The 25,432-nt window shown below is 57.2% G+C and carries 26 protein-coding genes; 11 read left to right on the forward strand and 15 right to left on the reverse strand.

The features are described from left to right. Positions 1-47: 47 nt before the first annotated feature. Positions 48-521 (reverse strand): YHS domain-containing (seleno)protein, encoded by a 474-nt coding sequence (locus tag RBB47_RS30310; protein WP_305989675.1) that lies wholly within the window; start codon positions 519-521, stop codon positions 48-50. Positions 522-744: 223 nt separating this feature from the next. On the opposite strand from RBB47_RS30310, the gene RBB47_RS30315 reads away from it, so the two are divergent. Further along, complete coding sequence (locus RBB47_RS30315; protein WP_305989676.1) at positions 745-1,347, forward strand: TetR/AcrR family transcriptional regulator; 603 nt, start codon at positions 745-747, stop codon at positions 1,345-1,347. Positions 1,348-1,970: 623 nt separating this feature from the next. On the opposite strand, the gene RBB47_RS30320 is transcribed toward RBB47_RS30315, so the two are convergent. From RBB47_RS30320 to RBB47_RS30350, 7 genes are all read right to left on the reverse strand, one after another. Further along, positions 1,971-2,579, reverse strand: coding sequence for a peptidase C15 (locus RBB47_RS30320; RefSeq protein WP_305989677.1), 609 nt, complete (start codon positions 2,577-2,579; stop codon positions 1,971-1,973). Continuing rightward, positions 2,576-3,574, reverse strand: coding sequence for a methylmalonyl Co-A mutase-associated GTPase MeaB (meaB, locus tag RBB47_RS30325; protein ID WP_305989678.1), 999 nt, complete (start codon positions 3,572-3,574; stop codon positions 2,576-2,578). Before meaB ends, RBB47_RS30320 begins: the two co-directional genes overlap by 4 nt. A 149-nt stretch (positions 3,575-3,723) precedes the next feature. Further along, complete coding sequence (locus tag RBB47_RS30330; RefSeq protein WP_305989679.1) at positions 3,724-4,521, reverse strand: DUF4886 domain-containing protein; 798 nt, start codon at positions 4,519-4,521, stop codon at positions 3,724-3,726. Between the two features lie 367 nt (positions 4,522-4,888). Beyond that, positions 4,889-5,479, reverse strand: coding sequence for a DUF1131 family protein (locus RBB47_RS30335; protein ID WP_305989680.1), 591 nt, complete (start codon positions 5,477-5,479; stop codon positions 4,889-4,891). Positions 5,480-5,622: 143 nt separating this feature from the next. Continuing rightward, a complete protein-coding gene (locus RBB47_RS30340) occupies positions 5,623-6,204 on the reverse strand; it encodes a TIGR00730 family Rossman fold protein (RefSeq protein ID WP_305989681.1) in 582 nt (193 codons plus the stop codon). Between the two features lie 60 nt (positions 6,205-6,264). Further along, complete coding sequence (locus tag RBB47_RS30345; protein WP_305989682.1) at positions 6,265-7,653, reverse strand: dipeptidase; 1,389 nt, start codon at positions 7,651-7,653, stop codon at positions 6,265-6,267. Between the two features lie 196 nt (positions 7,654-7,849). Then, positions 7,850-9,409: a helicase HerA-like domain-containing protein gene (locus RBB47_RS30350; protein WP_305989683.1), complete on the reverse strand. Its 1,560-nt coding sequence runs from the start codon at positions 9,407-9,409 to the stop codon at positions 7,850-7,852. Between the two features lie 170 nt (positions 9,410-9,579). On the opposite strand from RBB47_RS30350, the gene RBB47_RS30355 reads away from it, so the two are divergent. Next, positions 9,580-9,972 (forward strand): DUF2780 domain-containing protein, encoded by a 393-nt coding sequence (locus RBB47_RS30355; protein WP_305989684.1) that lies wholly within the window; start codon positions 9,580-9,582, stop codon positions 9,970-9,972. A gap of 46 nt (positions 9,973-10,018) precedes the next feature. Further along, entirely contained in the window at positions 10,019-10,426 is a 408-nt protein-coding gene (locus RBB47_RS30360; RefSeq protein ID WP_305989685.1) for a DUF4332 domain-containing protein, read from the forward strand. Positions 10,427-10,533: 107 nt separating this feature from the next. On the opposite strand, the gene RBB47_RS30365 is transcribed toward RBB47_RS30360, so the two are convergent. Beyond that, positions 10,534-11,235 (reverse strand): helix-turn-helix transcriptional regulator, encoded by a 702-nt coding sequence (locus RBB47_RS30365; RefSeq protein ID WP_305989686.1) that lies wholly within the window; start codon positions 11,233-11,235, stop codon positions 10,534-10,536. A gap of 497 nt (positions 11,236-11,732) precedes the next feature. On the opposite strand from RBB47_RS30365, the gene RBB47_RS30370 reads away from it, so the two are divergent. Together RBB47_RS30370 and scpA are read left to right on the forward strand one after the other, a co-directional pair. Next, entirely contained in the window at positions 11,733-13,733 is a 2,001-nt protein-coding gene (locus RBB47_RS30370; RefSeq protein ID WP_305989687.1) for a methylmalonyl-CoA mutase family protein, read from the forward strand. Then, a complete protein-coding gene (gene scpA, locus RBB47_RS30375; protein WP_305989688.1) occupies positions 13,730-15,895 on the forward strand; it encodes a methylmalonyl-CoA mutase in 2,166 nt (721 codons plus the stop codon). Before RBB47_RS30370 ends, scpA begins: the two co-directional genes overlap by 4 nt. 56 nt (positions 15,896-15,951) lie before the next feature. Here the strand turns inward: scpA and RBB47_RS30380 are convergent, their stop codons facing one another. The 4 genes from RBB47_RS30380 to RBB47_RS30395 form a co-directional block, all read right to left on the reverse strand. Next, on the reverse strand, positions 15,952-16,164 hold the full coding sequence (locus tag RBB47_RS30380) for a helix-turn-helix transcriptional regulator (protein ID WP_305989689.1): 213 nt from the start codon (positions 16,162-16,164) through the stop codon (positions 15,952-15,954). 45 nt (positions 16,165-16,209) lie between these two features. After that, positions 16,210-16,791, reverse strand: coding sequence for a DUF2975 domain-containing protein (locus RBB47_RS30385; RefSeq protein ID WP_305989690.1), 582 nt, complete (start codon positions 16,789-16,791; stop codon positions 16,210-16,212). A gap of 251 nt (positions 16,792-17,042) precedes the next feature. Further along, positions 17,043-17,705: a haloacid dehalogenase type II gene (locus RBB47_RS30390; protein ID WP_305989691.1), complete on the reverse strand. Its 663-nt coding sequence runs from the start codon at positions 17,703-17,705 to the stop codon at positions 17,043-17,045. A gap of 105 nt (positions 17,706-17,810) precedes the next feature. Beyond that, a complete protein-coding gene (locus RBB47_RS30395; RefSeq protein WP_305989692.1) occupies positions 17,811-18,251 on the reverse strand; it encodes a VOC family protein in 441 nt (146 codons plus the stop codon). Positions 18,252-18,568: 317 nt separating this feature from the next. On the opposite strand from RBB47_RS30395, the gene RBB47_RS30400 reads away from it, so the two are divergent. Beyond that, positions 18,569-19,426: a branched-chain amino acid aminotransferase gene (locus RBB47_RS30400; protein WP_305989693.1), complete on the forward strand. Its 858-nt coding sequence runs from the start codon at positions 18,569-18,571 to the stop codon at positions 19,424-19,426. A gap of 18 nt (positions 19,427-19,444) precedes the next feature. Here RBB47_RS30400 and RBB47_RS30405 read toward each other — a convergent pair whose 3' ends face one another. Then, positions 19,445-20,617 carry a YbfB/YjiJ family MFS transporter gene (locus tag RBB47_RS30405; protein ID WP_305989694.1) on the reverse strand — a complete coding sequence of 391 codons (1,173 nt, stop codon included), beginning with the start codon at positions 20,615-20,617 and terminating at the stop codon, positions 19,445-19,447. Positions 20,618-20,878: 261 nt separating this feature from the next. Beyond that, a complete protein-coding gene (locus tag RBB47_RS30410; protein WP_305989695.1) occupies positions 20,879-21,259 on the reverse strand; it encodes a DUF1761 family protein in 381 nt (126 codons plus the stop codon). A 251-nt stretch (positions 21,260-21,510) separates the two neighbouring features. On the opposite strand from RBB47_RS30410, the gene RBB47_RS30415 reads away from it, so the two are divergent. From RBB47_RS30415 to RBB47_RS30435, 5 genes are all read left to right on the forward strand, one after another. After that, a complete protein-coding gene (locus tag RBB47_RS30415; RefSeq protein ID WP_305989696.1) occupies positions 21,511-22,362 on the forward strand; it encodes a DUF6159 family protein in 852 nt (283 codons plus the stop codon). A 149-nt stretch (positions 22,363-22,511) separates the two neighbouring features. Then, positions 22,512-23,111 carry a superoxide dismutase gene (locus tag RBB47_RS30420; protein WP_305989697.1) on the forward strand — a complete coding sequence of 200 codons (600 nt, stop codon included), beginning with the start codon at positions 22,512-22,514 and terminating at the stop codon, positions 23,109-23,111. A gap of 193 nt (positions 23,112-23,304) precedes the next feature. Further along, a complete protein-coding gene (locus RBB47_RS30425) occupies positions 23,305-23,763 on the forward strand; it encodes a cytochrome c (RefSeq protein WP_305989698.1) in 459 nt (152 codons plus the stop codon). 46 nt (positions 23,764-23,809) lie between these two features. Continuing rightward, positions 23,810-24,742, forward strand: coding sequence for a cytochrome c (locus tag RBB47_RS30430; RefSeq protein ID WP_305989699.1), 933 nt, complete (start codon positions 23,810-23,812; stop codon positions 24,740-24,742). A 31-nt stretch (positions 24,743-24,773) separates the two neighbouring features. Next, on the forward strand, positions 24,774-25,259 hold the full coding sequence (locus tag RBB47_RS30435) for a GNAT family N-acetyltransferase (protein WP_305989700.1): 486 nt from the start codon (positions 24,774-24,776) through the stop codon (positions 25,257-25,259). Positions 25,260-25,432 lie beyond the last annotated feature (173 nt).

Here is a 25,432-nt window from a genome sequence, read left to right on the forward strand (position 1 = left end):
AGTCCCGGCCGGCCTGGGTAACCGATCCTCGGGGGCACTCGGATCGATTAAAGGGTGCTCGGATCGGTGTCTTCGATCTTGGTCCAGTTTTCGTCAGCGGATTTGACGAAGCCCGGGATGTCCTTGTTCCAGCGCTCCTGGATGCTTTCGGACAGGTTCAGGTAGAGTTTGCCGTCAACGATCTTCCAAAGATCCGGGTCACCATCCACCTTCACGCCCATGGCGGTGCCAAAGGCGCAGAAGCCACCGTAAGCAGGCAGATACTTTTCAGGGTTCTGCTTGAAGAGATCACGGTTTTCTTCGGAGACGAACCGGTAGGTTGCACCGTTGTGGACCTCGGTGATCGAGAAATCGCCGTCCTGCGGAGCGCCGTTGGTGAAGTAGGAGACCGGGTCAACGCCACGAAGGGCCAGACCGGTAATCGTGGCATTCACGTCAAAGCCCCCGGCAAAGGCGCTCGAGACGAGGCCGGAAACAACAACAAGTGCGGCGACGGAGCCGCGGATCAGGTTCTTAAGCATATCAAAACACTCCCAGGGGCTGCCCGAAACAGGCGTTGAATTTGGGCCGGCAAGTCTGAGATTGCCCTGACAGGAGTTTTTCGGTACCATTCGGTTCCAAATGAAACAGAGTCATCCGCGCCTTGCCGGTGAAATGAACATACGGTTAGGAACCGATCGGTACAAAACACAAGCGTGTGAGGTGGAGGTGATCAGTTCGTGAAGGTGTCGCTAAGGACAAAAAATGGCAAGACCGCGTGAATTCGATGCCGATGAGGCGATGGACAAGGCGATGGCCCTGTTTTGGGATGTCGGCTACGAAGAAGCTTCCTTAAGCGAGTTGCTCGCCGCCATGGAGATAACCAAAGGGTCCTTCTATAAGGCCTTTCTCGACAAGCAGTCGATCTATCTCGCGTCACTCGACCGCTACAACGACAAGGTCGTGAGTGGCACGGTTTCCTATCTGACGGACAGCGCAAACGGCAACGGCAGGGAACGGATCCTCGGACTGTTTGCCATGGTTGCGGAGGCGGTTCGCAAGAACGGAGATCGTCTTGGATGTTTCCTTTGCAACGCCCTGATCGACAAGGCAGCCGAAGGCGGCGAAGCGGAGGTGAAGCTTCAGGCAATGGTCCACCGGCTGGAGAATGCCTTTTTCAGGGCGCTCACAGATGACGGCCCGCCGGACGACACGAGCGCCAGAGAAACGGCGAGAGGGATCCTGTCGGCCTATTTCGGGCTAAGGGTCCTGGGCCGCGCAGGGCTGTCACAGGAAATGGCTGCGGACTGCATCCGGCAGGTTGAGTGGCTTTTGGAGAGGTTGAGGAGCGAACCAAAACCCAAATAGCGATGCTGTCTGTCATCCCAGTCAAACGCACTGGGAGCCGGAAAGACTCCGCCAAACGGGCAACCTCGCTCGGGTCGTCCCATGGCTTGACCATGGGACCCATGCCGCGACCTTTCTTGGTTAGTGGGATTGAGTTTGAGGCGAGGGCGCGGCGAAGATAGCCGGATCGAGTCAACTGCTGTCCGGTTAGTGTAAATCAGGTCCTGTGGGGCGGCCTGTTAACTTCAGACTTGTCATCCCGGCTGAAGCGGAGCGCAAGGCCGGGATCCAGTAAACTCTTGTCTGACCGTTTTTTTTGTCACCGGCTGCACGGAATACTGGGTCCCGGTCTTGGCGCTTACGCGGCAAACCGGGACGACAAATCCGTGAAACTATTCCGTATCTTGACTTGGAGGCGGCCGATTTTTTGCCGTTGTTTTTACGACGTGCACTCAATCGAAAGTTCAAAACCGGACAGCAGTGAATCAAGTCCGGCAATGACGGCTCAGTTGATTTTTCACAGAGGATTGGACCAATCCCGGTTTAACGAGCTGTAGATGAAGGGAGCCCGCTAGACCTGATTGGTTTGAGCGCTCCATTTGGTCCCATATCAAGCCCAGGACAGCGCGCTACGAACTTCGCTATTACCGCAAGCGCCGTGCAGTCTCCTGCAGCAGCTTGACCGCCGCCTCCTCAATCGTCGGATAGGACGGTCTTGTGTCGCGTTTGCCTCGGGGAAGGGACGGGACATGCACGAAGATGCTCGGGATCCCGGAGCCAATGGAATCCCACAAGGTTGCGTTGCAAAGGTAGCTTCCCGCATCGATCGACAGCTTGGCCGGCGCTCCGCTGATCTGTGCTGCATCGCGCAAGGCGCGTGATGGAAGAGTGGAGTGTCTGCTGCGCGCGCCTGTCGTCGAAAGCTCTGGCCTTTCTTGTGAGCGACCGGCTGCATCAGGACGCACGCGGGTCGCACGATTAACGGCGCGCGTCTCAATGTTCATCGTCCGCCTGGTTCCGTCGACGCCGAAATGCACGATTGCATCCGGGGCAATCTGATCGCGCAATCCGGCGGTAACGTCTTGTCTGCCGGCCCATGTTGTCGGCAGCACCTTGAACACGAAATCGACTCCGAACTGGTGGCTGCCAAGTCTTTTGGGCAGGCGGCGGATGAGTTGCTCGGTCGGGTTCACCGGCGCGCCGGGAAACGGCAAGAAACCTGTCACCAAAATGGTCTTTCGAGCGTTTTTCATTCCTTCAGTCCCATCAAACCGGCCAGCTCGTCGACAGCAAAGGAAACAGCCGTCGTTCCGTCTCTTACACGTCCCTCCAGCGTCTTCAATCGCTCCGCCGTTTTCTGGTTGGTCCTGAGGGCTTCCATCATACGCTGCTGCAGCATGTCCCACATCCATGCAACCTGTTGACGGCTGCGTTTGTCCTGCCATTCGCCGCTCGCCTGCATGCGGTCCGCGTAAAGCTCGACCTGTTGCCAGAGCTTGTCGAGGCCTTCATTGGCAAGGCCCGAGACAGTGATCACGGGCGGTGACCAGTTGGGTGACTTGGGTGCGAGAATATGAAGTGCGGCGCGATAGTCGGAGGCTGCCGAGCGTGCCCGAAACGCGCCGTCTCCGTCGGCCTTGTTGACGGCAATCATGTCGGCAATCTCAAGGACGCCTTTCTTGATCCCCTGCAATTCATCGCCCGCGCCAGGCAACATGAGGACAAGAAAGAAATCGACCATGTCGGCGACTGTCGTTTCCGACTGACCGATCCCGACAGTCTCTACAAGGATAACGTCGAAGCCGGCGGCCTCGCACAGGAGCATCGTTTCCCGTGTCTTTGCCGCGACACCACCGAGTGTCCCTGCGGACGGTGACGGGCGGATATAAGCGTTTGGATCTGTTGCAAGACGCGCCATCCGCGTCTTGTCACCAAGGATCGAACCACCCGTGCGCGTGGATGATGGATCAACCGCAAGCACTGCCACCTTGTGACCGGCGGCTGTCAGATTTGATCCGAGCGTGTCTATGGTTGTCGACTTGCCAACGCCCGGAACACCGGTGATGCCGACCCGCAACGCCTTGCCGGTGCGCGGCAGCACGTCCTGGATCAATTGATGCGCCATGTGCCTGTGCTCGGCTTTTTTCGATTCCACCAGCGTGATCGCCCGTGCCAGGGCTGCCCGCTTTCCCGATTTCAAGTCCGCCGCGAGTTGAACCGGTTCCATTGATTGGGACTGCTTCTTCATGCCTCCAGCAATAGTTCAGGATTCGGCGATGGTCACTCTGTCTTTTTGGGGCAAGGCGGACAGAATGGCGAAAACGAAACCCTGCCATCGTGCATGTGGATCATTTGGGTGCTGTGCTGATGCCCGGCGGGCCTCTGTTCAAATAGGCGCTACGGTGACAGCACGTCGTCGGAAAGCTGCTGAATTTTCAGCGCGGTCTCTTCATTGAGGGAGCTGGGTCTATAGGCGCCCTGGCATCGCTCAGAAAACAGTGAAGTGTAAAAGACACAGGCCGCGAGATAGGTGCCGGCGACGCTTGGGTGCCGGTCATCCGCGTAGAGCTCGACCTCGGGATGCTTGGCTCTCATGCGCGCCCAGGTTTCTCCAACCGGCACGACCGACGCCCTGTTTTGGCGGGCCATCTGCCGGTAGGCCGCATTTATCCTGCGCTGCATGCCGTCGTAACGGCCGACTTCGGGAACAGCGTCCTTGTTCAACGGATCGCCGTTCTTGTGCGCCATCCCCATGTAAAAGACGACCTTCGTCTCGGGGGAAACTTCACGTGCCCGATCGCTCAGCTTGGCGGCAAACGGTAAGGTCTTCTGCGCAAAATATCTGTCGGACAGTGCTGGCAATTGGCTTTGCTCCTGCAGAACCACATAGTCCCAGTCGGTTTCGTCAAGCAACTGTTTGACCTTCTCGCTCCTTGAATGATGGGACAGTTTGGCGCCGCCTCGGGCATACATTTTCGAGTAAACAGCGTCTTCCTTGGACTGGGCGATCTTCCTCACCATGCTCGGCAGATCATTGCGTTGGGTCAGGCTGTTTCCGATGAAGAGAATCTTCGTATCGTTCTCCGAAGGCCAGGATCCCTTTGTCAGCTCGTATGCGCCGTAGCCAGCGGGAAGCATGCAGATCAATGAGATATAGAGGAACTTGATCATTGGCGTGACCTTGATAGTCGTCATACCGGCTTGGAGCCGATGAAGTCTTTGCCAATATTTTAGATCTATGGCCCTAAGGCAGATTTAACACGTTTGCTAAAAGTCTGATGATTAGCTTTTGAAATAAACGCTCATGAAATTTCTGCATCTTTTGCGGAGCAGGGTCAGTTCTGCTTCGTTGCAGTCTTCTTTTGTGCTTCTTCCTGCTTTTGTGGACGTGGACGCACGGCTGGGCAGATCATCTTGATGTGTTCAGCGCGTTTGTCTCCGTATCGCATCATTGCTCCGCCCTCGGCTTTTCGCTGTTGGACAAGCTTATGCGAAACGGTTCTGCGAAGCAGTGACCGGTGTCACAAACAATTCGGATTTGGGATCACGAAGGCGGAGTGTGTCAGCTTTTCGGTGTCCAGAGTATTCTCTGGAGCTGAGCCTCTCTAAGTTCCTTGGACGGAGGAAGCCGGTCGAACGGTCCCTGGTATCCCGGGATCGCGTAGACAAGCTCGACATTGGGATGACCGCGCGACTTGCAGATGGCCATGCCGCGCCACAGGTTCTTGCCGGCGCGGCAATTGGAGCGAGCGGTACCAATATCGGAAAAGGTCATGCCGATACGTTCGCCGTTCGGACCCTGAAGGTGGTGAGTGACGCCGTGGACAGAGCGAACCTTGCCGTTCTGGCCCTTGAACACCTGCAGAACCTGAAAGCCGTCCGTGTTGAAGGCTGCAAGTGCCCACTCGGTCTTGTTTTCTACGGCTGTCTGAATGCCTTCAGTGGTAAAACCGGGCAGGGCGGACTCGATTGCCTTGGAGCCATAAGTGGTTTGAGAATTGATGCCGCCGACGTTGTCTTCCGTGATTTGAACCAGGGTCACGTTCGATGTCTGAACAAGTCGGCTAGATGTGCCGTCAAAGTCGCCTGCCGGCGAACACGCTGCACTCGCAGCAGCAACAAGGGTAACGACGCTCAACAGTCGAAGACGCATTGACAGGACACACACATTTCTTAAGTGGCAACGCTTTACGCGCGGTTCTGCATTGGGTTTAGCAACTCAGGATATTTTTGCAATTCCGCAAAAAGCCCTTGTGGAAAGTTTGACAAGTTCTACCCGGTTTCTTGCGCGAAACGTCACGTTTGCGACCTGGTGATCCATTTCGGGGTGCTTGGCGGTGCATAAGCCTTGAAGAGCGCGATCATGGCGTCAGGCGTGTCCGCGATCTGGACCATGTTGCGCATGGCCGCTTTGGTGAAACCTTCCTCTGTCTGATGATCCAGAAACGTGATCAGGTGATCGTAGTAACCCTCGATATTGAGAAATCCACACGGCTTTTCATGATAGCCCAGTTGGCCCCAGGTCCAGACCTCGAAGATCTCTTCCAGGGTTCCAACGCCACCCGGCAGGGCGATGAATCCGTCTGAAAGGTCGGCCATCAGTGCTTTGCGCTCGTGCATGGAATCGACCAGATGAAGCTCGTTGAGACCTTCGTGCCCGATCTCCTTTTCCTGAAGAGAGCGTGGCAGCACACCGACAACTTCGCCGCCGGCTTCAAGCGCGGCATCGGCGACGACCCCCATCAGTCCGACCTTGGCGCCGCCGTATACCAGCCGATAACCGTTGTCCGCGATCGCCTTGCCGGTTTGACGGGCAGCGTCGCTGTAAACTTCCAGGGTGCCGTAGCTGGAACCGCAAAAGACGCAGATGGATTTCATCTCAATTTCCTGTTTTCAAGCGGGCGGAGCCAAGGAAAGCTCCGCGTGCTCAACTGTCCGTCAGCTTTTCGACAACTGATCCAGGACACGCGCCCAGGACCGGATACCCTTGTGGAAGCTGGTCAGATTGTATTTTTCGTTCGGAGAATGGATCTGGTCGTCTTCAAGACCGAACCCGATCAACAACGTGTCCATGCCCAACAGGCGTTTGAAATCACCGACAATCGGGATGGATCCGCCCATGCCTACAAGCGCTGCTTCCTTGCCCCATTCGTGCTTCAGGGCGATTTCACCCTTTTCGAGCGCCGGCATTTTGAGATCGAGGCGCAGGGCCGGACTGCCGTCCTTTGAAATGAACTCGACAGAACAGTCGGCGGGAATTTTCGAGCGCACATAGGCGCGGAACGAATCCCGGATCTTGTCCGGGTCCTGGTCGCCGACAAGCCGGAAAGTGAATTTCGCGTGCGCCTCGGCGGGGATTACCGTCTTCGACCCGGCGCCCTGATAGCCACCCCACATCCCGTTGACTTCGGCCGTCGGACGCGACCAAAGATGTTCAAGCGGCTCCCGGTCGTTTTCGCCGCGCGGGAATTTCAGGCCGACGTCACCCAGAAAATCCTCGACCGAAAAGCCGAGACCGTCCCACATCTTGCTAACGTCGTCCGGCAATTCGATCACCCCGTCATAAAAGCCGGGCAGGGTGATCTTGCCGTTTTCATCGTGGAGGCCTGCGATGATGTTGGCAACGATGTGGTTCGGGTTCTGGGCAGACCCACCATACAAGCCGGAATGCAAGTCGCGGCTTGCTGCCTTCACGATGATCTCATCACCGACCATGCCGCGCAGCATGACGCCGATGGCAGGCGTTTCGGGGTTCCACATTCCCGTGTCGCACACGAGCGCGAGATCGCAGGACAGCTCGTCCTTGTGGGCCTCAAGGAATGGATCGAGGGACGGAGACCCTGATTCTTCCTCGCCCTCGAACAGGATTGTCACGTCGATCGGCAGGTCACCGGTCTCTTCGATATAGGCGCGGGCTGCCTCGACGAAGGTCATCAGCTGACCTTTGTCGTCGGAAGACCCGCGCGCGACAATGATCTTGCTGCCGTCTGCCCGTGTTTTGATGGCCGGCTCGAAGGGATCCTGGTCCCACAGTTCCAGAGGATCGACGGGCTGGACGTCGTAATGGCCGTAAAAGAGGACATGGGGTCCGGCTTTGCCGGACTTGCGATGGCCAACGACCATCGGGTGGCCTTCCGTATCGCGCACCGATGCATCTATACCGATCGAGGTCAGCTCGCGCGCGAGCCACTCGGCAGCCTCACGGCAAGGAGCCGCATACTCGGGATCGGTGGAAATGCTTTTGATCTTGAGAAGGTCAAACAGTCGATCGAGGCTGGAGTCGAAATTGGTCTCGATGCGCGCCAAGACCTTGTCGATGGAACTCATAACGGGTCCTTGATTCTGGAACTGGTTGGTAAGGCTGGAAATGCCTCGCCGTTTGGAAGGCCCTAACAGGCCACAAGCCCGCGAGAAGCGCAATTGGTTTCAATGCTTTTTTGAAGAAGCCGAAAGTTCATCGCGCGCGGTGAGAAATTCAATGACGCGAATCGCGTCAACGGATGCATCGAGCTCGATTGAATGATCAGTTTCCGCGTTTGAGCGATCCCATCAATCCGCGCACCAGTGCCCGCCCGAGCGACGTTCCGAGACTTCTGGCAGCCGACTTCAGCCCGGCTTCCAAAACCGTGTCCCGCTGGCTTCTGCGGCGCGAGCGTCGCTTGATGCTATCTGCGCGCGGACGATCGTCGCGACCGAAATCCGGCAACTGGAAACCGGAACGGGACCGTCTTGGTTCCCCGTGTTTGCGGGCGAGTTTTTCTTCCTTTTCCTGGCGGCGTTGCTCCTGGCGCTGTTCTTCTTCGGCCCGGCCCATCAGGATCTCGTAGGCGGACTTTCTGTCCTTGGCGCGGTCATAAACGCCGAAGACCGGGCTCGACTGGATGAGGGCACGCCGTTCCGCCTGGGTAATCGGTCCGAGCCGCGAGGACGGCGGGCGTATCAGCGTGCGTTGAACGATGGAGGGAATGCCTTTGCCTTCCAGCGTTGAGACAAGTGCTTCACCGACGCCCAGTTCCGTGATGACCCGCTCCGTATTGAGTTCCGGATTGGGCCTGAAGGTTTCCGCCGCTGCGCGCACGGCTTTCTGGTCGCGCGGTGTGAAGGCTCTGAGCGCATGCTGGATCCGGTTGCCGAGCTGTGCCAGGACGGTTTCCGGGATATCGAGGGGGTTCTGGGTGACGAAATAGACTCCGACACCCTTGGAGCGGATCAGGCGCACCACCTGTTCGACCTTTTCAACAAGGGCTTTGGGAGCGCCGCTGAAGAGAAGATGCGCTTCGTCGAAAAAGAACACCAGCTTCGGCTTTTCCGGATCACCGACTTCAGGAAGTTCTTCAAACAATTCGGACAACAGCCAGAGCAGAAACACGGCGTAGAGCCTTGGTGACGTCATCAGCTTGTCGGCGGCCAGAATACTGACCACACCACGGCCGTCCGGCGCGGTGCGGATGAAATCCCTGATGTCGAGGGCCGGTTCCCCAAAGAAGTTCTCACCGCCCTGACGCTCCAGTACAAGGAGCCTGCGCTGGATGGCCCCGATCGAAGCCTTGGAAACATTGCCGTAGAGCGTGGAAAGTTCAGAGGCACGCTCGGCCACGTGGGCCAGCATCGAGCGCAAATCCTTCAGGTCGAGCAGCAGCAGGCCCTCGTCGTCTGCCAACTCGAAAAGGACATTCAGGACGCCTTCCTGAGTGTCGTTGAGTTCCAGCAGACGGGCGAGCAACAGCGGGCCGATTTCCGAAACTGTTGTGCGGATCGGGTGGCCCTGCTTTCCGAGAAGGTCCCAGAACACGGTTGGAAAGGACTTGTACTCGTAGGTTTTTTCCAGCCCGACTTCCTTGGCGCGCTTTTCCAGAAAGTCCTTGGAAACGCCTTCGGCGGCAAGACCTGACAAGTCTCCCTTGATATCAGCGCAAAACACCGGAACACCCGCCTTGGAAAAGCCTTCGGCGAGGATCTGGAGAGAAACGGTTTTGCCGGTGCCGGTTGCACCTGCGATCAGTCCGTGCCGGTTGGCAAGCTTCAGCGCCAGGACTTCGTCCTTGCTGCTGGCGCCGATAAAGATGCTGTCTTTTCCCGTCACGGTTTCCCCCGAATCTCTCTGACCTTCGCCGAGCCTAACAAAGCCCCTTCAAAAAAGCGCGCTCACGATGCAAAGGACCGTCGACGGCTTCTAGAAAATACATGTATAGAGACGCCCGACTATGTGTCTGAACCAAGGCATTGCAAATTCAACTGAACCCGGAGAAACGTATGGAAGAGCTCATCAACCGGATCATGACAGCCGCCGGCATCGACCAGGAGCTGGCGACAGACGCCGTCGGCATCATTCTCGGCTTCCTCAACAAGGAAGGTCCGGAAGACAAGATGCAGCAAATTTTCGATGCAATACCTGGTGCTGCCGAGCTGGTTGCGGCCCGCGGGGAGGCCGGTTCCGGCGGTGGCCTTTTGGGCGGCCTTGGCAACATGATGGGCGGCAGCATGGGGGCAATGGCAACCCTCAACGAGCTGACCAGCGCTGGCCTCGACATGAAGGGTGTGCAAAGTGTTGCCAAAGAACTGCTTTCCTATGCTAAGGAAAAAGCAGGGGACGACGTTGTGGATGAGGTGATTTCACAAATACCGGCGTTGAGCCAAGTCATCTAGCTACCCCAGGGTTCGATGGCCGGTCTTATTAGGGAGTTCAGTGCGCATGTCTTATTCGATCGATGAAATCGAGGGCATTGGCCCGACTTACGCAGCTAAACTGGGTGAATTGGGCATCAAGACGACCGAAGCTTATCTTGAGCGTGCGAAAGATCCGAAAGGCCGCAAGGCCCTGGAAGAGGAAACGGGCATTGAAGGCAAGCGGATCCTCAAATGGGCGAACATGGCCGACCTGATGCGCATCAGCGGTGTCGGTGAAGAGTATTCCGAGCTTCTTGAAGCTGCCGGCGTCGATACGGTGAAAGAGCTCAAGCATCGCAATGCGGCCAATCTGGCTGCAAAAATGCAGGAAGTGAATGACGAAAAAAGCCTGGTGCGCCAGGTGCCGAGTGAAAGCCAGGTGACCAAGTGGGTGGAGCAGGCCAAGGAACTGCCGCCTATGATGACTTACTGAGCCGCTTTCACAAAGTCGGTTGCAAAGGAAAAGGCGGGCCAGACGGCCCGCCTTTTTTGTCCTTGTCTGTCCGCTGATCCGCCTGAACGTGCAGGCGTCCTTCAGTTTCAGACGCTGATTTGACCGTAGCGAAGCGCCTCGACCACCGTGTGGGTCTTATTCGACGCGTTCAGTTTGACGCTCGCATTTTGCAGATGTGCATGCACGGTTCTTTGCGAGATATCCAGTACGTCGGCAATTTCACCTGCTGTCTTGCCATAGGCCGTCAACTCCAGAACACGCCGTTCGCGGGTCGACAGTGCACCTGGACGCTGACCGGAAATCACACCGAGTTCGCGCAGGCGCGAGAAGGCTGCGGCGGAGAGCACTTCAAGATTGGCAAGATCATATTTGTTGACCTGAAGCGAAGGGCCGCTGGCGAACACAAAAGCCTGGAATGGATAAAGCTCTGTCACCGGCACGACCACAATCTGACTGCCTTCACCCGCAGAAGCGAGGAGATCAGAGTGTTCCATGTCGCCGGCAGTGATCGTCCAAACCCGCGCACGATTCGAACCGAGGCCAAGCATGAGCGCGCTGTCATTGGCGGACAGGGAGGTACTCTCGATACCGTCATTGCGCTGATCCGGCCACCGGAACCGCTGGACGAGATTGTCGATCGGGCGGTTGGGCATCGGCAGCCCGGTGATGAGAATGTGGGTTGCCCCCATTCGCCGAAGATTCGATTCCAGTATGTCGAGAACGTGGTGGGCGGCATTTGCCTCTGAGATTGCTCTCAGCTTGCTCTTCAATTCGCTTTGATCAAGCATTGTGCACATCCTTTGCGGCTTATTGAGCCGCCGGCTTGCGAACGCGAGGGATTCATCCAATTGCGACCGCTGATGGGTTAGATATCGGCTCTGACTTAACCCTTTCGGGCAAAGGCCGAGCCGCCGCCGCGCACTCTTATAGGGGGGTATAAATTCCCATGCGTCAGCGCCATAACGCTACAATACAATTGATGATCGTACCAATAGGGAAAATTGGCAAAGTTTGCAAATTACGCCAATAAATTGATTATCTAACGGCTATTCTCAGCGGCAGATTTGCAGTGCAACGACCGCCCTGCCTGTAGTTGAATTGGCAAAGGTGCACAAATTGCGCTTTTTAGCTTTGTCCGAAATCGGTCATATGTATTCCGAACTGGTTCCCGTCTTGTCTTGGTCAGACACAAGAGCTGCGCATTGTGTCCGAACCTTACCCTTTATGCTGAGTTGCCAAGCTTTGCGGCCAGGGACTAAAACTTGGCCCAAGGGAGACGACTGCAATGCCGCTCAGTTTTACCGGACCTGAAAGCTTCTACTCCGCCGATGAAGAGGCGTGGTGGGCATCCGTGGACAAGGCCCTGAAGGGTGTTCCGAGACAGAAACTTTTCGGATCGACCGAAGATGGTCTAGATATCGCCCCGCTTTACACGCGCCGCGAAGATACACCGGCGCGACGACTGCGGACAGGCAACGGCACTTGGACAATCTGTCAGCGCATCGACATTCCGGATCCGGCAAAGGCGAATGAACAGATCCTTGAAGATCTGGAAGGCGGAGCCGACGGGATAGATCTGGTGTTCGCCGGCGCAACCGGCGCGGGTGAGGCCGGCATTGGCGTTTCCGATCTGGCAGGTCTTGAAACCCTTTTGAATGGTGTGCAGCTTGGCCTGATCAGAACACGGGTCAATGCAGGCGAGGGAAGCTGCGAAGCACTCGCACTGCTGCTGGCCTTCCTGGAAAAGCAGAATGTCGAGCCTGCGACCGTCCAGGTCTCATCCGGCTTCGACCCGTTTGCATGGCAAACAGCGTCCGCGTCAGAGACATTCGACGCGGCGTCGGCGCTTCGCCAGATCGTGGATGTGGCAGTTTCCGCTTCGCAATCCGGAGTGCCGCTGCGAGCCTTGTGCGCCGATGGCCAGGTCTGGCACAACGCGGGAGCTACTCCGGCCCAAGAACTCGGTCTCGTGCTTGCCTCGGCAACAGCGCAGCTCAGGTCTTTGGAAGCGTCAGAGCTGCCCCCAGAGCGTTGGGCGGAGCAAGTCACTCTGTCCCTTGCGGCCGACGCGGATCAGTTCGGAACGATTGCCAAGGCTCGGGCAATGCGGGCGCTTTGGGCTTGCGTTCTGGAAGAAGCTCAACTTCCACAGACCACCGTGGAGCTGCATATGTACAGCTCGCGCAGAATGCTGACAGTGAGGGACCCCTGGGTCAATCTGTTGCGCAATACCGTTGCTGCCTTTGCAGCCGGTGTTGGCGGCGCTGACAGCGTCTGCGTTCTGCCGCACACACTTGCCGTCGGTTTGCCAGACGGACTTGCGCGCAGGCTTGCGCGGAACACGCAATCCATCTTGCTTGAGGAAAGCAGTCTGGCCAAGGTGATGGACCCTGCAGCAGGATCGGGCGCGATTGAAGACCGGACCGACAAACTCTGCGCCGCAGCCTGGGCGTTTTTTCAAGAGATCGAGACTGCTGGTGGACTGGAACACGCCTTGCAGCAGGGCCTTGTACAAAACCGGATCGATGCAGCCAGATCGGAACTCGGCAAGAACGTTGCGCGCAGGAAACGCCCGATCACGGGTGTGAGTGAGTTTCCGAACCTTTCCGAGGCTCCTGTTTCGGTGCTCGAGAATTCGCTTGGAGAAACTCCTGGCGCAGATGTCGTGGCACAAGAGAACCTTCCTGAAGCAGGAAACGGTGCAAGGACCAAGTCCTTGAAAGGCGCTGCGCTTGCCGGAAAAAGCCTTCCGGGTGTCGCCAGGCAGCAGAACTCGGACAGGTCGGAACTGAAGGAAACCCGACTGGCCGAGCCATTCGAAAATCTTCGGGCGGCTGCCGAGCGGTTTGAGGAGAAGACATCCAAAGCACCAACGATCTTCCTGGCGACACTTGGTTCCCTGGCCCAGTTCACAGCACGGGCGACCTGGACAGCAAACGCCTTTGCTGCCGGCGGCGTAAAGTCGACGGATCCGGCTACCTACCAGACCCTTGAGGAGCTGGTTTCCGCCTTCAAGGACAGCGGCGCTTCGCTCGCGTGTCTGGTATCATCGGACGGTGTTTATGAAACCGAGGCTGTGCCTGCGGCGACCGCGCTCCGTTCGGCTGGCGCCCGGTCTCTGTACCTGGCGGGCCGCCCCGGCGACCGCGAACAGGAACTGACGAGCGCCGGTGTCGAGACGTTTGTTTATGCCGGCTGCGATCTTCTGGAGGTCCTTGGAAACGCACACGCCAGGCTGGCTGAATTGGAAGGCCTTACCCCATCGGATCTGGAGGTCCTATCATGAGCAGGATCCCGAATTTTTCGGACAAGCCGTTCCGGAATGTTTTGAAGGAAGCAGAAGCGGGAACCGGTGATACTTGGCTGACACCGGAGGGCATCGAGGTTCCACCGGTCTATGGCAACAGGGATCTGGATGGATTGAAGCATCTGAACACGTGGCCCGGTTTGCCGCCGTTTTTGCGCGGTCCTTACCCGACCATGTATGTCCAGCAACCCTGGACCGTGCGGCAGTATGCCGGATTTTCAACTGCAGAAGATTCCAATGCCTTTTACCGGCGCAATCTCGCGGCCGGCCAGAAAGGTCTGTCGGTGGCGTTCGATCTTGCGACGCATAGAGGATATGACAGCGACCATCCGCGCGTTGCCGGTGACGTCGGCATGGCGGGCGTTGCCATCGATTCCATCTACGACATGCGCACGCTTTTTTCCGGAATTCCGCTGGACAAGATGAGCGTCTCGATGACGATGAACGGGGCGGTGCTTCCAGTGCTTGCGCTCTATATCGTGGCAGCCGAGGAACAGGGCGTTGCGCAGAAGGACCTGTCGGGAACCATTCAGAACGACATTCTGAAAGAGTTCATGGTTCGCAACACCTATATCTACCCACCGCAGCACTCCATGCGGATCATTTCCGATATCTTCAAGTTCACGTCGCAGAACATGCCGAGATTCAATTCGATCTCGATTTCCGGCTATCACATGCAGGAAGCGGGCGCGACGGCTGACCTGGAACTTGCCTACACAATTGCCGACGGGATCGAATATGCCCGTGCTGGCGTTGCCGCGGGCATGGATATCGACCAGTTTGCACCGCGACTGTCGTTCTTCTGGGCGATCGGCATGAATTTCTTCATGGAAGTGGCCAAACTTCGCGCGGCGCGTCTCATCTGGGCGACGCTAATGCAGGAGAACTTCCAGCCGCAAAACCCGAAATCCCTGTCGCTTAGAACCCATTCGCAAACGTCCGGCTGGTCCCTGACCGCACAGGATGTCTTCAACAATGTCATCCGCACCTGTGTAGAGGCGATGGCGGCAACCCAGGGGCATACCCAGTCGCTGCATACCAATGCGCTGGACGAAGCGCTGGCATTGCCGACGGACTTTTCCGCCCGCATTGCCCGCAACACCCAGCTGTTCCTGCAACAGGAAAGCGGCACGACGCAGGTGATCGACCCCTGGGGCGGGTCCTACTATGTTGAGAAACTGACGGCTGACCTTGCCGAGAAGGCCATGTCGCACATCCGTGAAGTTGAAGAGCTTGGCGGAATGGCAAAAGCCATCGAAAAGGGCATCCCCAAGCTCAGGATCGAGGAAGCGGCCGCCAAGACGCAGGCCCGGATCGACAGCGGTACGCAGACGGTTGTCGGTGTCAACAAGTTCAAGCCGGAGAGTGAAGAGGCGATCGATGTCCTGAAAGTCGACAATGCCCAGGTGCGTGCGGCCCAGATCGACAAGCTCAATCGTCTCAGAGAAGAGCGCAGCGAAGGGGAAACGCAGGCAGCTCTGGACGCGCTGACCAAATGCGCGGAAACTGGCGACGGCAATCTTCTTGATCTCGCCGTCAAGGCGGCGCGCGCCAAGGCGACGGTCGGTGAGATTTCACTTGCCATGGAGAAGGTCTTCGACCGGCACAAGGCCGAAATCAAGTCCATAGCCGGTGTCTACAAGCGGGAGGCGGGAGCCATGTCCGGAACCATGGAAAAGGTTCAGCAGCTTGTTGAAGCGTTCGAAGAAAATGATGGCCGCCGTCCACGTATTCTCGTCGCCAAGATGGGCCAGGACGGTCACGACCGCGGCCAGAAAGTGATCGCGTCCGCCTTTGCCGATCTCGGGTTCGACGTCGATATCGGACCCTTGTTCCAGACACCGGAAGAAGCAGCCCGGCAGGCGGTGGAAAACGATGTCCACGTGGTTGGCGTATCTTCGCTTGCCGCCGGTCACCTAACCCTGGTTCCGGCGCTGAAGAAGGCGCTGGCGGACGAGGGGCGGGAAGACATCATGATTGTTGTTGGCGGGGTTGTTCCACCGCAGGACTACGACGAACTCTACCAATCCGGCGCTTCGGCAATCTTCCCGCCGGGAACGGTCATCGCGGAAGCGGCAATCGGGCTGATCGGCAAGCTCAACGAACAGCTTGGCTACGGTCCGGCCGAGGCAGCCGAATAGTCAAAACCGAGCCCAGGTTGGACGTTTGGGCGGTGTGCAAGTGTGCATCGCTTCCTTCAGGTATTGTCCGGTCTGTAAGCCAGAATATCGCCGGGCTGGCAGTCCAGCACCTCGCAGATCCGTTCCAATGTGTCGAAGCGCACGCCCTTGACCTTGCCCGACTTCAACAGGGAAACGTTCTGTTCGGTTATGCCGATCCGTTCCGCAAGTTCCTTGGAACGCATCTTGCGGCGGGCGAGCATTATGTCGAGTTCAACGATGATCGGCATTTTTTGTCTTTTAAATGGTCGAAGCGGCGCGAGGCGGTGTGGGGGTCATACGAATTGCCGATTTTCCTCGGCAAGCGTTGCGGCTTCACGCATGATCCAGCCGAATACCAGCATCAGCGCGCCGAAGATGAGAACAAGAAACTCACCGCCATTCAGAGCAATTTCAAGTTGGCGTTGACCGGGGGCACGGTCCCAGGTCAGCAGCACTGAGGAAATCGGGTTGCTCAGGATGTCGAACACACCATAGGCGATCAGCCACGCGCCGATCTTTACAACTCGCGACTGGGTCTCCGGCTCGAAGAAAGCGCCGTTGCTGAACCGGTCGAAAAGCTGCCTCGCGTGCCAGCAAATCCCACCAAGCAGAAAGAAGGCCACACAAACCGTCGCGACAAGTCCGACCCTTTGACCAAGCGGCACATCGGATAGTTTCCGCTCAACATCTGCCAGATCGAGCATACTCGCCGTAATGCCGGCCATGACAGGAAGCAACGTCACTAAAGCGAGAAGTGATCCGAGCACAGCGATCAGCACAAAAACGACGGTTACAAACCATTTCATTGTGCTGGAGAGCCGGTGGATGCGCGACAACCGGATTTCGCGTGCAGCCTGTTCCGTAGCATTATCCATCGGGTGCTCCATTGGTTGTTGAGATAGGGACCTTCTAGAGCATCGTTTTTTGCTACGCAATTAAAAATAGCAATTTTAAGTGAAAAAATTATCGTAAAACAATAAATCTCAAGAATGTGCTCGAGGCGAGCACCGTTGCTGGTGTCCGTCCGCCCTTCGACTGTCTTCAGCACTTGAAAAGGAAAAAATGCTCCTCCTGTGCGGCAGGAGAAGCATTTGAAATCTGATCTCTTGACGTCTTTTCCGGCGTCCTAACCCAGAGCGGCAAGGCCCGTCAGGTCTGCAAGAACCGCCTTGGGAGCAAGATCCAGATATTCATCCGGCATGCCGGTCCGGTTCATCCAGACAGTTCTGAAACCGAAGGCGGTTGCACCTGCAATATCCCAGCGGTTTGAGGACTGGAACGAGACTTCCTCCGGGTAGATACGAAAATGGGTCGTGACCATTTCATAGACCTGGGGATCCGTCTTGAAGGTCCTCAACTCATCAACCGAGAAAATTTCGTCGAAAAGCTCAGTCAGCCCGGCTGCCTTGGCGGCCGCTTCCAGCATCGCGGGTGAACCGTTCGAGAGGATTGCAATCTTTGCTCCCGACGCCTTCAAGTCTGTCAGGACTTGCGGAACTTCAGGATAACAATCCAGCTCCCAATAGGCATTCAGAAGATCGTCGCGCATGGCTTTGTCTGCTGTCGGAACCAGTGCAAAGGCCGTGTCCAAACCCTGCTGGGTCAACTCCCAGAAATCCTTGTACTGGCCCATCAGGGCTCTGACCCAGGAGTACTCCAATTGCTTTTCGCGCCAGAGCGAAGACAGCCTCTGCGCGTCCGGACCCAGCTTGGCTGCGTGTTTGCGCACGGCAGCATGGACATCGAAAAGAGTTCCATATGCATCAAACACGAATGCGGCGTGCGCCATGACCGGGTTTCCTTTTTCGGGTCTTTCAGGACCGCGGAAGAAAACAGCGCTGCAGCCTGTGCGTCAAGGCTGGTGACGTGCGACAAAAGTTGTACCGATGCGCACTCAATCCGGCTGCGGTGGCGGCAAAGTGATCGCACCGTCCGTCTCGATCACCCAAAATGGGTTGTGGGCGATTTCCAGAAGATGGCCGCCAGGAACCTCCACATAGGAGGAGTATCCGCCCCAAAAGGCCTTTTCGGGGTGTTTGACAGGTTTTGCGCCGGCCGAAACGGCTTTTTCAAAGGTTTCGTCGACCTCCGATTCCGATCGGGCATTCCAGGCGAGTGTGATCGCACCCGTCGTATCCCTGGTGACGCCGCGTCCGATCTCCTTTTCCAGGGCATCCCGGCTGTAGAGCGCAAAGACGCCGCCGATTACCTGGAAAAAGACCACTTCGGGGGAAGGGGCGGCGTTGACCTCCCATCCCAATCCACCTTCAAAGAATTGGCGAGCCTGCGCTACATCGGGCACGGCCAGTGTCGTCATTGAGATTCGCTGCTCCATCGGTTGCTCCTACGGCCTGAAAAGAACATATAGTGAACAAGTGAGACGGTATGTCAATTGTGATCGGTCAGGCATCGAGCGCATTCTTTCTAAGTCCATGGAAGGCACTGCGGTTTTTCGTTTGGTCTGATCGCCTGAAACATGCTGCGAAAATTTTCCGAATATTAGGACTGGCGGAACTGATTTGTTCTCACATCCGGTTTTACTGGAAAGAAAAGCAGCAACTTTCCCAACCGATCGAGTAAGCTGTTGACCTGAGGAGATGTCCGGTGTTGTCTCAGCGGCCAAAACACGGACAGTGACAAAAGGGAAGAACCATGAGCGGATGGAGTGATACCTGGACCTGGATCGACGGCGCCTGGCATGAAGGCAATCCGCCGATTATGGGCCCACGCACTCATGCATCCTGGCTCGGGTCGAGCGTTTTCGACGGTGGCCGGTTCTTCGAAGGCGTGATGCCGGATATCGACTTGCACTGCCAGCGGGTGAACGATTCCGCCGTGGCATTGGGCATGAAGCCGACAATGAAGGTCGGCGAGATGGTGGAGCTGACGCGCGAAGGCTGCGCAAAGTTCAGCAGCGATCAGCACATTTACGTCAAGCCGATGTATTGGGCGGAGTCGGATGGGCACGGGATCATCACCGGTGATCCGGACAGCACCCGCTTCTGCTTGTGCCTCTTCGACGCTCCAATGGCGCCGAAAGACGCTGCAATGAGCATTACCCTTTCTCCCTACAGGCGCCCGACGATGGAATGCATGCCGGTGAATGCGAAGGCCGGCTGCCTTTATCCCAACAATGCGCGGGCCATGCTGGAAGCCAAGTCACGCGGTTTCGACAATGCAGTCGTTCGAGACATGGTCGGAAATGTCGCGGAGCTGACGTCGGCCAACATCTTCATGGCCAAGGAAGGCAAGGTTCATACACCGGCGCCGAACGGCACGTTCCTGAATGGCATCACCCGCCAGCGCGTCATTCAGCTGTTGCGCTCAACCGGCTACGACGTGTTTGAGCGCACGATGCATTATGATGAGTTTCTGGATGCCGATGAAATCTTCTCAACCGGCAATTACAGCAAAGTCACGCCTGTCAAACGCATCGAAGAGCGCGACCTTCAGCCCGGACCCATCGCAGCGCGGGCACGCGAGCTTTACTGGGACTTCTCCCACGCCTGAGGCTTGAGGCTTTCTGACTTATTCCCGGATAACCAGAGCTGCAGCAACGAGCAACGCGGCTGCAGCCGAAAGTGACGGCGCTGCGAAAGATCCGGTTATCGCGTGAAGCTCGCCGGCAAACCATGGCCCGACGACCTGTCCAAGCCCGAAGCTCGCGGTCAGAATTGCCAGCATCTGGCGTACTGCATCAGGGCCGCCTGCATCTACCTGCCTGCGGCCCTCCATGAGGCCCAGGGCCGTGATGCCCATGAATGTGCCGCCTAAGAGACCGGCGCCCAGTAAAAACAGAAGCGGCGCTGTGCTCAGAACCGTCAGCGCGACCCCTCCCGCTTCAAGGACGCATGCGAGCGCGAAGGCACGCCGCGCCCCGGTTCTTGCGGCCACCTTGTTCCAGAGGTAGATCGACGGCGCTGCGCAAAGACCGACCGCGAGCCAGACAAATTGTTCGCTGGATTGCAGGGCCTGCTCTGAACGGGCGATTGCTGACACAAAGGTCGCGGTGATCACGTATCCGAATCCGAACAATCCGTAAGCGGCAACCAGACGGATCAGGCTGCCGGACAGGACATTCGGCTGTTTCCGGGAAGGCGCGCCACCGGCTGCCGCCTGGCTCTTGTGATCAGGGGCGGGGACAAGGAAGATTGCGGCTGCAAGGAAGACGAGTGTTGCAGCACCGCTGGCAAGCCAAAGCGCGCGCCAATCAGCGGAAAACTGCACCAGCGCTGCAATCAGGACAGCGGAAAAGGCGATGCCGCAGCCAACACCTGCAAAGTGGAGGGCAGACAGCCCACCACGACCTGCTGCATTCAGCCGCTCAAGCACAAGCGTTGTTGAGAAAACCAGAACGAACGCGCTCGCGATCCCACTGATGAAACGGATGGCGAGAAAGGCGGGCAGGGCAGTGGTCATGGCCATGGCGCCACTGGTGAGCGCACTGACGAGCAATCCGGCGAGAAACCATCGGCGAGGACTGCCCGGGAGCGATTTGGCGGCTCCGGCAAGCGCCCCGGCCAGGTATCCGAGAAAATTGGCGGACGCGATCATTCCTGCCTCGTCGGGGGGCAGATGCAAAGCGTCGGACATGAAGGGAAGGATCGGCGTGTAGACGAACCGGCCGATCCCCATCGCGGCCGCAAGTGATAACAACCCGCCAAACGCCAGTGGCACGAAAGAGCGTTCGGTGGTCGACATCCGGTCCTCGAAATTGCTTGATGGAAGGCGCGGTGGCAGGCGGGACTTTCAGTGGATGCTACCTGCACCGGCCGTATCTAACAATTCCTGTCGGGGCACCTTTTGCGCAAACCGCATAAGCCGGGTATCGGGAGGCAGGTTTTCACGTTATCTGGTTGCCGAATTGGGACGCTGCGAGTTCGAAGAACCGGCTGGTCCGGCTCCGCATGTTGCTCAGGAGCCGGTTGGCGTTGAATAGCCGTTAGAAACCGTACCGTCGGCTCACAGAATACCCTGGGCAACAATCATCAAGATCCCTGCACCGGCTATGTAACCGGCATCAACAGAAAGAGCTGCTGCCGATTTTCCGCAAAATGCACCGTTTGATACCGTCATCGCAGCGGCGGCCAGAATGGTCAGAATGGCGGTTATCAGCGCGTCAAATGTAGCCGTAACGCCGATAACGGTTGCTAAGAAGAAGAGCCCGGCGATCTGCAGGGCCATGGCTCCCATAGGCGGCCGGCTTTCAGCTGTAAGCTCAACACCGGAACCTGCCGCCCATGTTCTGGCAAAAAGAAGCGGCGAATAAACCAGCCATCCGAACAAAAACGCGGCAATTGTTCCCACTGCGACGGCTATCCAATTCACATTTGCAAACTCCACATTCGCCTCCCTGTCCGGATTGGTTCGTTGTTGCGGGCGTCCGATGCAGGCACCGAGATGATACTGATGGCATGCTTCATTCAACCCAAAAGGTGAATTATCAGCTTGAGTGTATTTAGTCAACCAATTGGTTAAGTAATTAGGTGCTCCGTCGCTAGGTCAAGGGTCCCTGGGCCCATACGGATCCTCACCTTGGCGGTTCCTTAACTGGCAGCGTGCATAATCAGCCGGTCTTTTGGGAGAATGGTGCCGTGATCGAAAAGTTCGAAAGATCATTTGCTCTTGCAGCAGCCTGCTGGAAGGTCCTGCTTCTGGACAAGGAAATGCTGCTTTTTCCGATAATGAGCACACTCGCACTGATCGCGGTGTTTGGCGGCGGCGGTTTGTTCGTCTACTCCAGTCCCGAATTGCTCGGACACTTTCAGGCGCTCTTTCAGGAGACCCCACCCGACCGGAACCCCGTGTTCTGGGCGCTGATGTTCGCCCTGTCCTTCATCGGCTACTTCATCATGATCTTCTTCAACGCCGGCCTGCTGACCTGCGCGCTGATCCGGTTCGCCGGTGGAGATCCGACGGTCATGGATGGTTTGAGTTCATCGGTTCGCAAGCTGCCGCAGATTTTTTTGTGGGCGCTGGTAACCGCCACGGTCGGCTGGATTCTCAATATGCTGGAAAGCCGTCTGAAAGGCCTGGGACGGTTCTTTGTCGGTCTGCTGGGCACCGGCTGGGCGGTTGCCACCTATTTCGTGGTGCCGATCCTGGTGGTCGATGGTGTCGGTCCAGTGACTGCGATTCGCAGATCGGTTGCAGCAGTTCGAAAGACGTGGGGTGAAGCTTTGGTCACGCATGTGGGCATTGGCCTTTTGAACCTTGTCCCCGCTGTCATTGCTCTTCCGCTGATTTTCTTCGGAACACGCATGTATTTCGATGATCCGATGACAGGCAGCGCGCTGATCGCTACAGGTGTCGTCCTGCTTTTGCTCGGGGCGCTGGTCATAACGACATTGAGCGCGATCCTTAGGGCCGGCCTTTACATTTACGCCGTGGAAGGCGAAATGCCGCTTCATTTCGACAGTAAACTTGTCCGCAGCGCGTTCGATTAGACGTCGTGTAAAAAAATAAGGAAAAAATTATTTTATTTTCAGCTTCCATGCTTGCCGTGGGGGCTGCGGAATCCTATTTTGCGCCTCGAAGCGGTCTTTTGGATTTCCCTCCCGGACCGCCGGTCACTGACCTACCTGAGGAGATTGTCATGTCTTTCGAATTGCCCGACCTGCCGTATGCATATGATGCGCTGGCACCTTACATGTCCGCTGAAACGCTTGAGTTTCACCATGACAAGCACCATCAGGCCTATGTCACCAAGGGCAACGAGCTGCTCGCCGGCAGCGGGCTTGAAGGCAAGTCTCTGGAAGAGATCGTGAAGGAAAGCTACGGCACCAACGCGCCGCTCTTCAACAATGCCGGCCAGCACTACAATCACATCCATTTCTGGAAGTGGATGAAGAAGGACGGCGGCGGAACCTCGCTTCCGGGTGCGATCGCGTCTGCCATCAACAGCGACCTTGGCGGATATGAAAAGTTCCGTGCAGACTTCATCGCTGCCGGTATCGGTCAGTTCGGATCAGGCTGGGCATGGCTCGCCGTCAAGGACGGCAAGCTTGAGATCATGAAAACGCCGAACGGAGAGAACCCGCTCGTGCACGGCGCAGTCCCGATTCTGGGATGCGACGTCTGGGAGCACTCCTACTACATCGATTACCGCAATGCGCGCCCCAAATATCTGGAGGCCTTCGTCGACAGCATGGTCAACTGGGACTATGTCCTGGAGCTTTACGAAGCGGCTCGCTAAACGACCACAGACTTCTGATTTGGAAAGCCCCGGTTCCTGCGAACCGGGGTTTTGTTTTCTTGACCTGGCAACATCCCGTTACACCTTTGTCGCGTGATCACGGGAGCGTGATTTCATTCCTGGACCCCACTTGCGCTGTACTTCATGTTATCGACACCGCATCGTCGGGTATTTGGTCGAGAGGGAGAACAATATGCGCATTGCTTTTAAGTTCATGGCCATTGGAATGGTGGCCGGCCTTGGAATTGTCGGGTCTGTTCAGGCGGCCGACGACCCGATTACAACGCGTCAGGACATCATGTCGTCCGTCGGTGCTGCCGCTGGCCTTGGCGGGGGCATGATGAAAGGTGAAGTGGCCTATTCTCCTGTTGCCGGGAAAGCGGCAATTGCGGCGATGAATGCTGCTGCCGTATCGTTCGGCAGTTTCTTCCCTGCCGGTTCGGACACCGGTGACACCGGCGCGTTGCCGGCAATCTGGGAAAATGCAGACGGTTTTGCTGCCGAACTGGCAAAATTCTCCGCAGCCACCGGCAAGGCCATGGAAGCCTCGGGCAAGGACGGCCCGGCAGATCTGGATGCCTTCAAGGCAGCCATGGGCCCGGTATTCGGCACTTGCAAATCGTGCCACGAAACTTACCGTAAGAAGAACTGACCGGCGCTATCCGTTGCGGCCGGGCTAGTCGGCTTCGGAGAGACCCATGAAAAAGGCATTGATCGCCCTCGTTGTGCTGGCTGTGATTGCAGCGGGCGCAGGATGGGTTCTTTCCGCGCCGACGACCATGAGCGAAGAAGAGGCCTCGGCCCTGAAAGCAGGTGATCCCGATAAAGGGGAACTGGTTTTCTGGGCTGGAGGCTGTGCATCCTGTCATGCAGCAAAGGATGCCAAGGATGATGACCTTCTTAAACTCGGCGGCGGCTTGAGACTGGAAACGCCTTTCGGGGTTTTTGTTGCGCCGAATATCTCGTCAAGCGAGACCGATGGTATCGGTGCCTGGTCTCTCGTCGATTTCGCCAATGCGATGACCCATGGAACGTCGCCAGACGGTCGCAACCTCTACCCGGCGTTTCCGTACACCTCTTACGCAAGAATGTCCGGCGAAGACCTCGGCGACCTTTATGCCTTTCTGAAAACCTTGCCTGCGATCGAGGGCAAGGCAGGGCCGAATGAACTTGCTTTCCCGTTCAACATTCGCCGGGGGCTCGGGCTTTGGAAACGGCTTTTCCTGGACCCCGCGCCGGTGATTGCGTCACCCGTTTCCGGTCAGGACGTGGATCAGGCCCAGTGGGACCGCGGCAGATATCTTGTCGAGGGACCGGGACATTGCGGTGAGTGTCATACTCCGCGTGACTTTGCAGGAGGTCTGATCCTTGCCGAATGGCTGGGAGGGGCCGCAGCACCGACGGGTGAGGGGCGCATTCCCGATATCACGCCGGTGGAGGGCAAATTCGGCAGCTGGAGCGCTTCGGACATTGCCTATTACCTGGAAAGCGGATTTACGCCGGAATATGATTCCGTCGGTGGCGAGATGGTCAAGGTTCAGGAGAATATGGCGCGGCTCCCGGCAAGCGACCGGGAAGCTATTGCAGCATACCTTAAGGCCATTCCGGCGGTTGATCCTGAAGCAAATTGACACGGGAAAGCTGCCGGATTATCGAAATTCGATGACCATTGAGAACCGTGTTTCCATTTCCCATGTCGAGACCGATCAAGAGCTCGAAGCCGTCAAATCCCTGTTCCGGGCCTATGTCGACTGGCTGAATATCGACTTGTCCTATCAGGGGTTCGAAGAAGAGCTGGCCGGAATGCCGGGCAAATACGCACCGCCGCATGGTGCCCTGTTTGTCGCCAAAGATCCGGGTGGCGAAATTCTGGGATGTGTCGGATTGCGTGCCTTTGATGACAACGGGCGCTGTGAGATGAAGCGGCTATATGTTCTTCCCGAGGGCCGCGGAAAAAGGGTCGGCGCGGAGCTGGTCGATCGTGTGATCGAAGCAGCAGTCTTGGCAGGGTACCGGGAAATGCTTCTCGACACCTTGCCGACAATGACTGGAGCTCTGAAGCTCTACAAGGCAGCCGGCTTTGAAGAGGTTCCGGCCTATTACGACACGCCCGTGGAAAACACCCTGTTCTTCAGGAAGGTGCTTTAGGGTACGGACCCATAAATGAAGCCGATTTGGTGGCATAAATGGCGAAATCACGCAAGGAAGCGTGTGAAGAGCGGGCTTTATGCCCGGTCAAGCGCATTGACGCTGCGAGGTGAAGCCATTTTGCCGTCCTTCGGATTTGGCCGTTTAAGAGCCCTTTTGAAGACTACGGAGCC

The sequence above is a fragment of the Roseibium sp. MMSF_3544 genome (assembly GCF_030732845.1).
In the GTDB taxonomy this organism is placed as follows: domain Bacteria; phylum Pseudomonadota; class Alphaproteobacteria; order Rhizobiales; family Stappiaceae; genus Roseibium.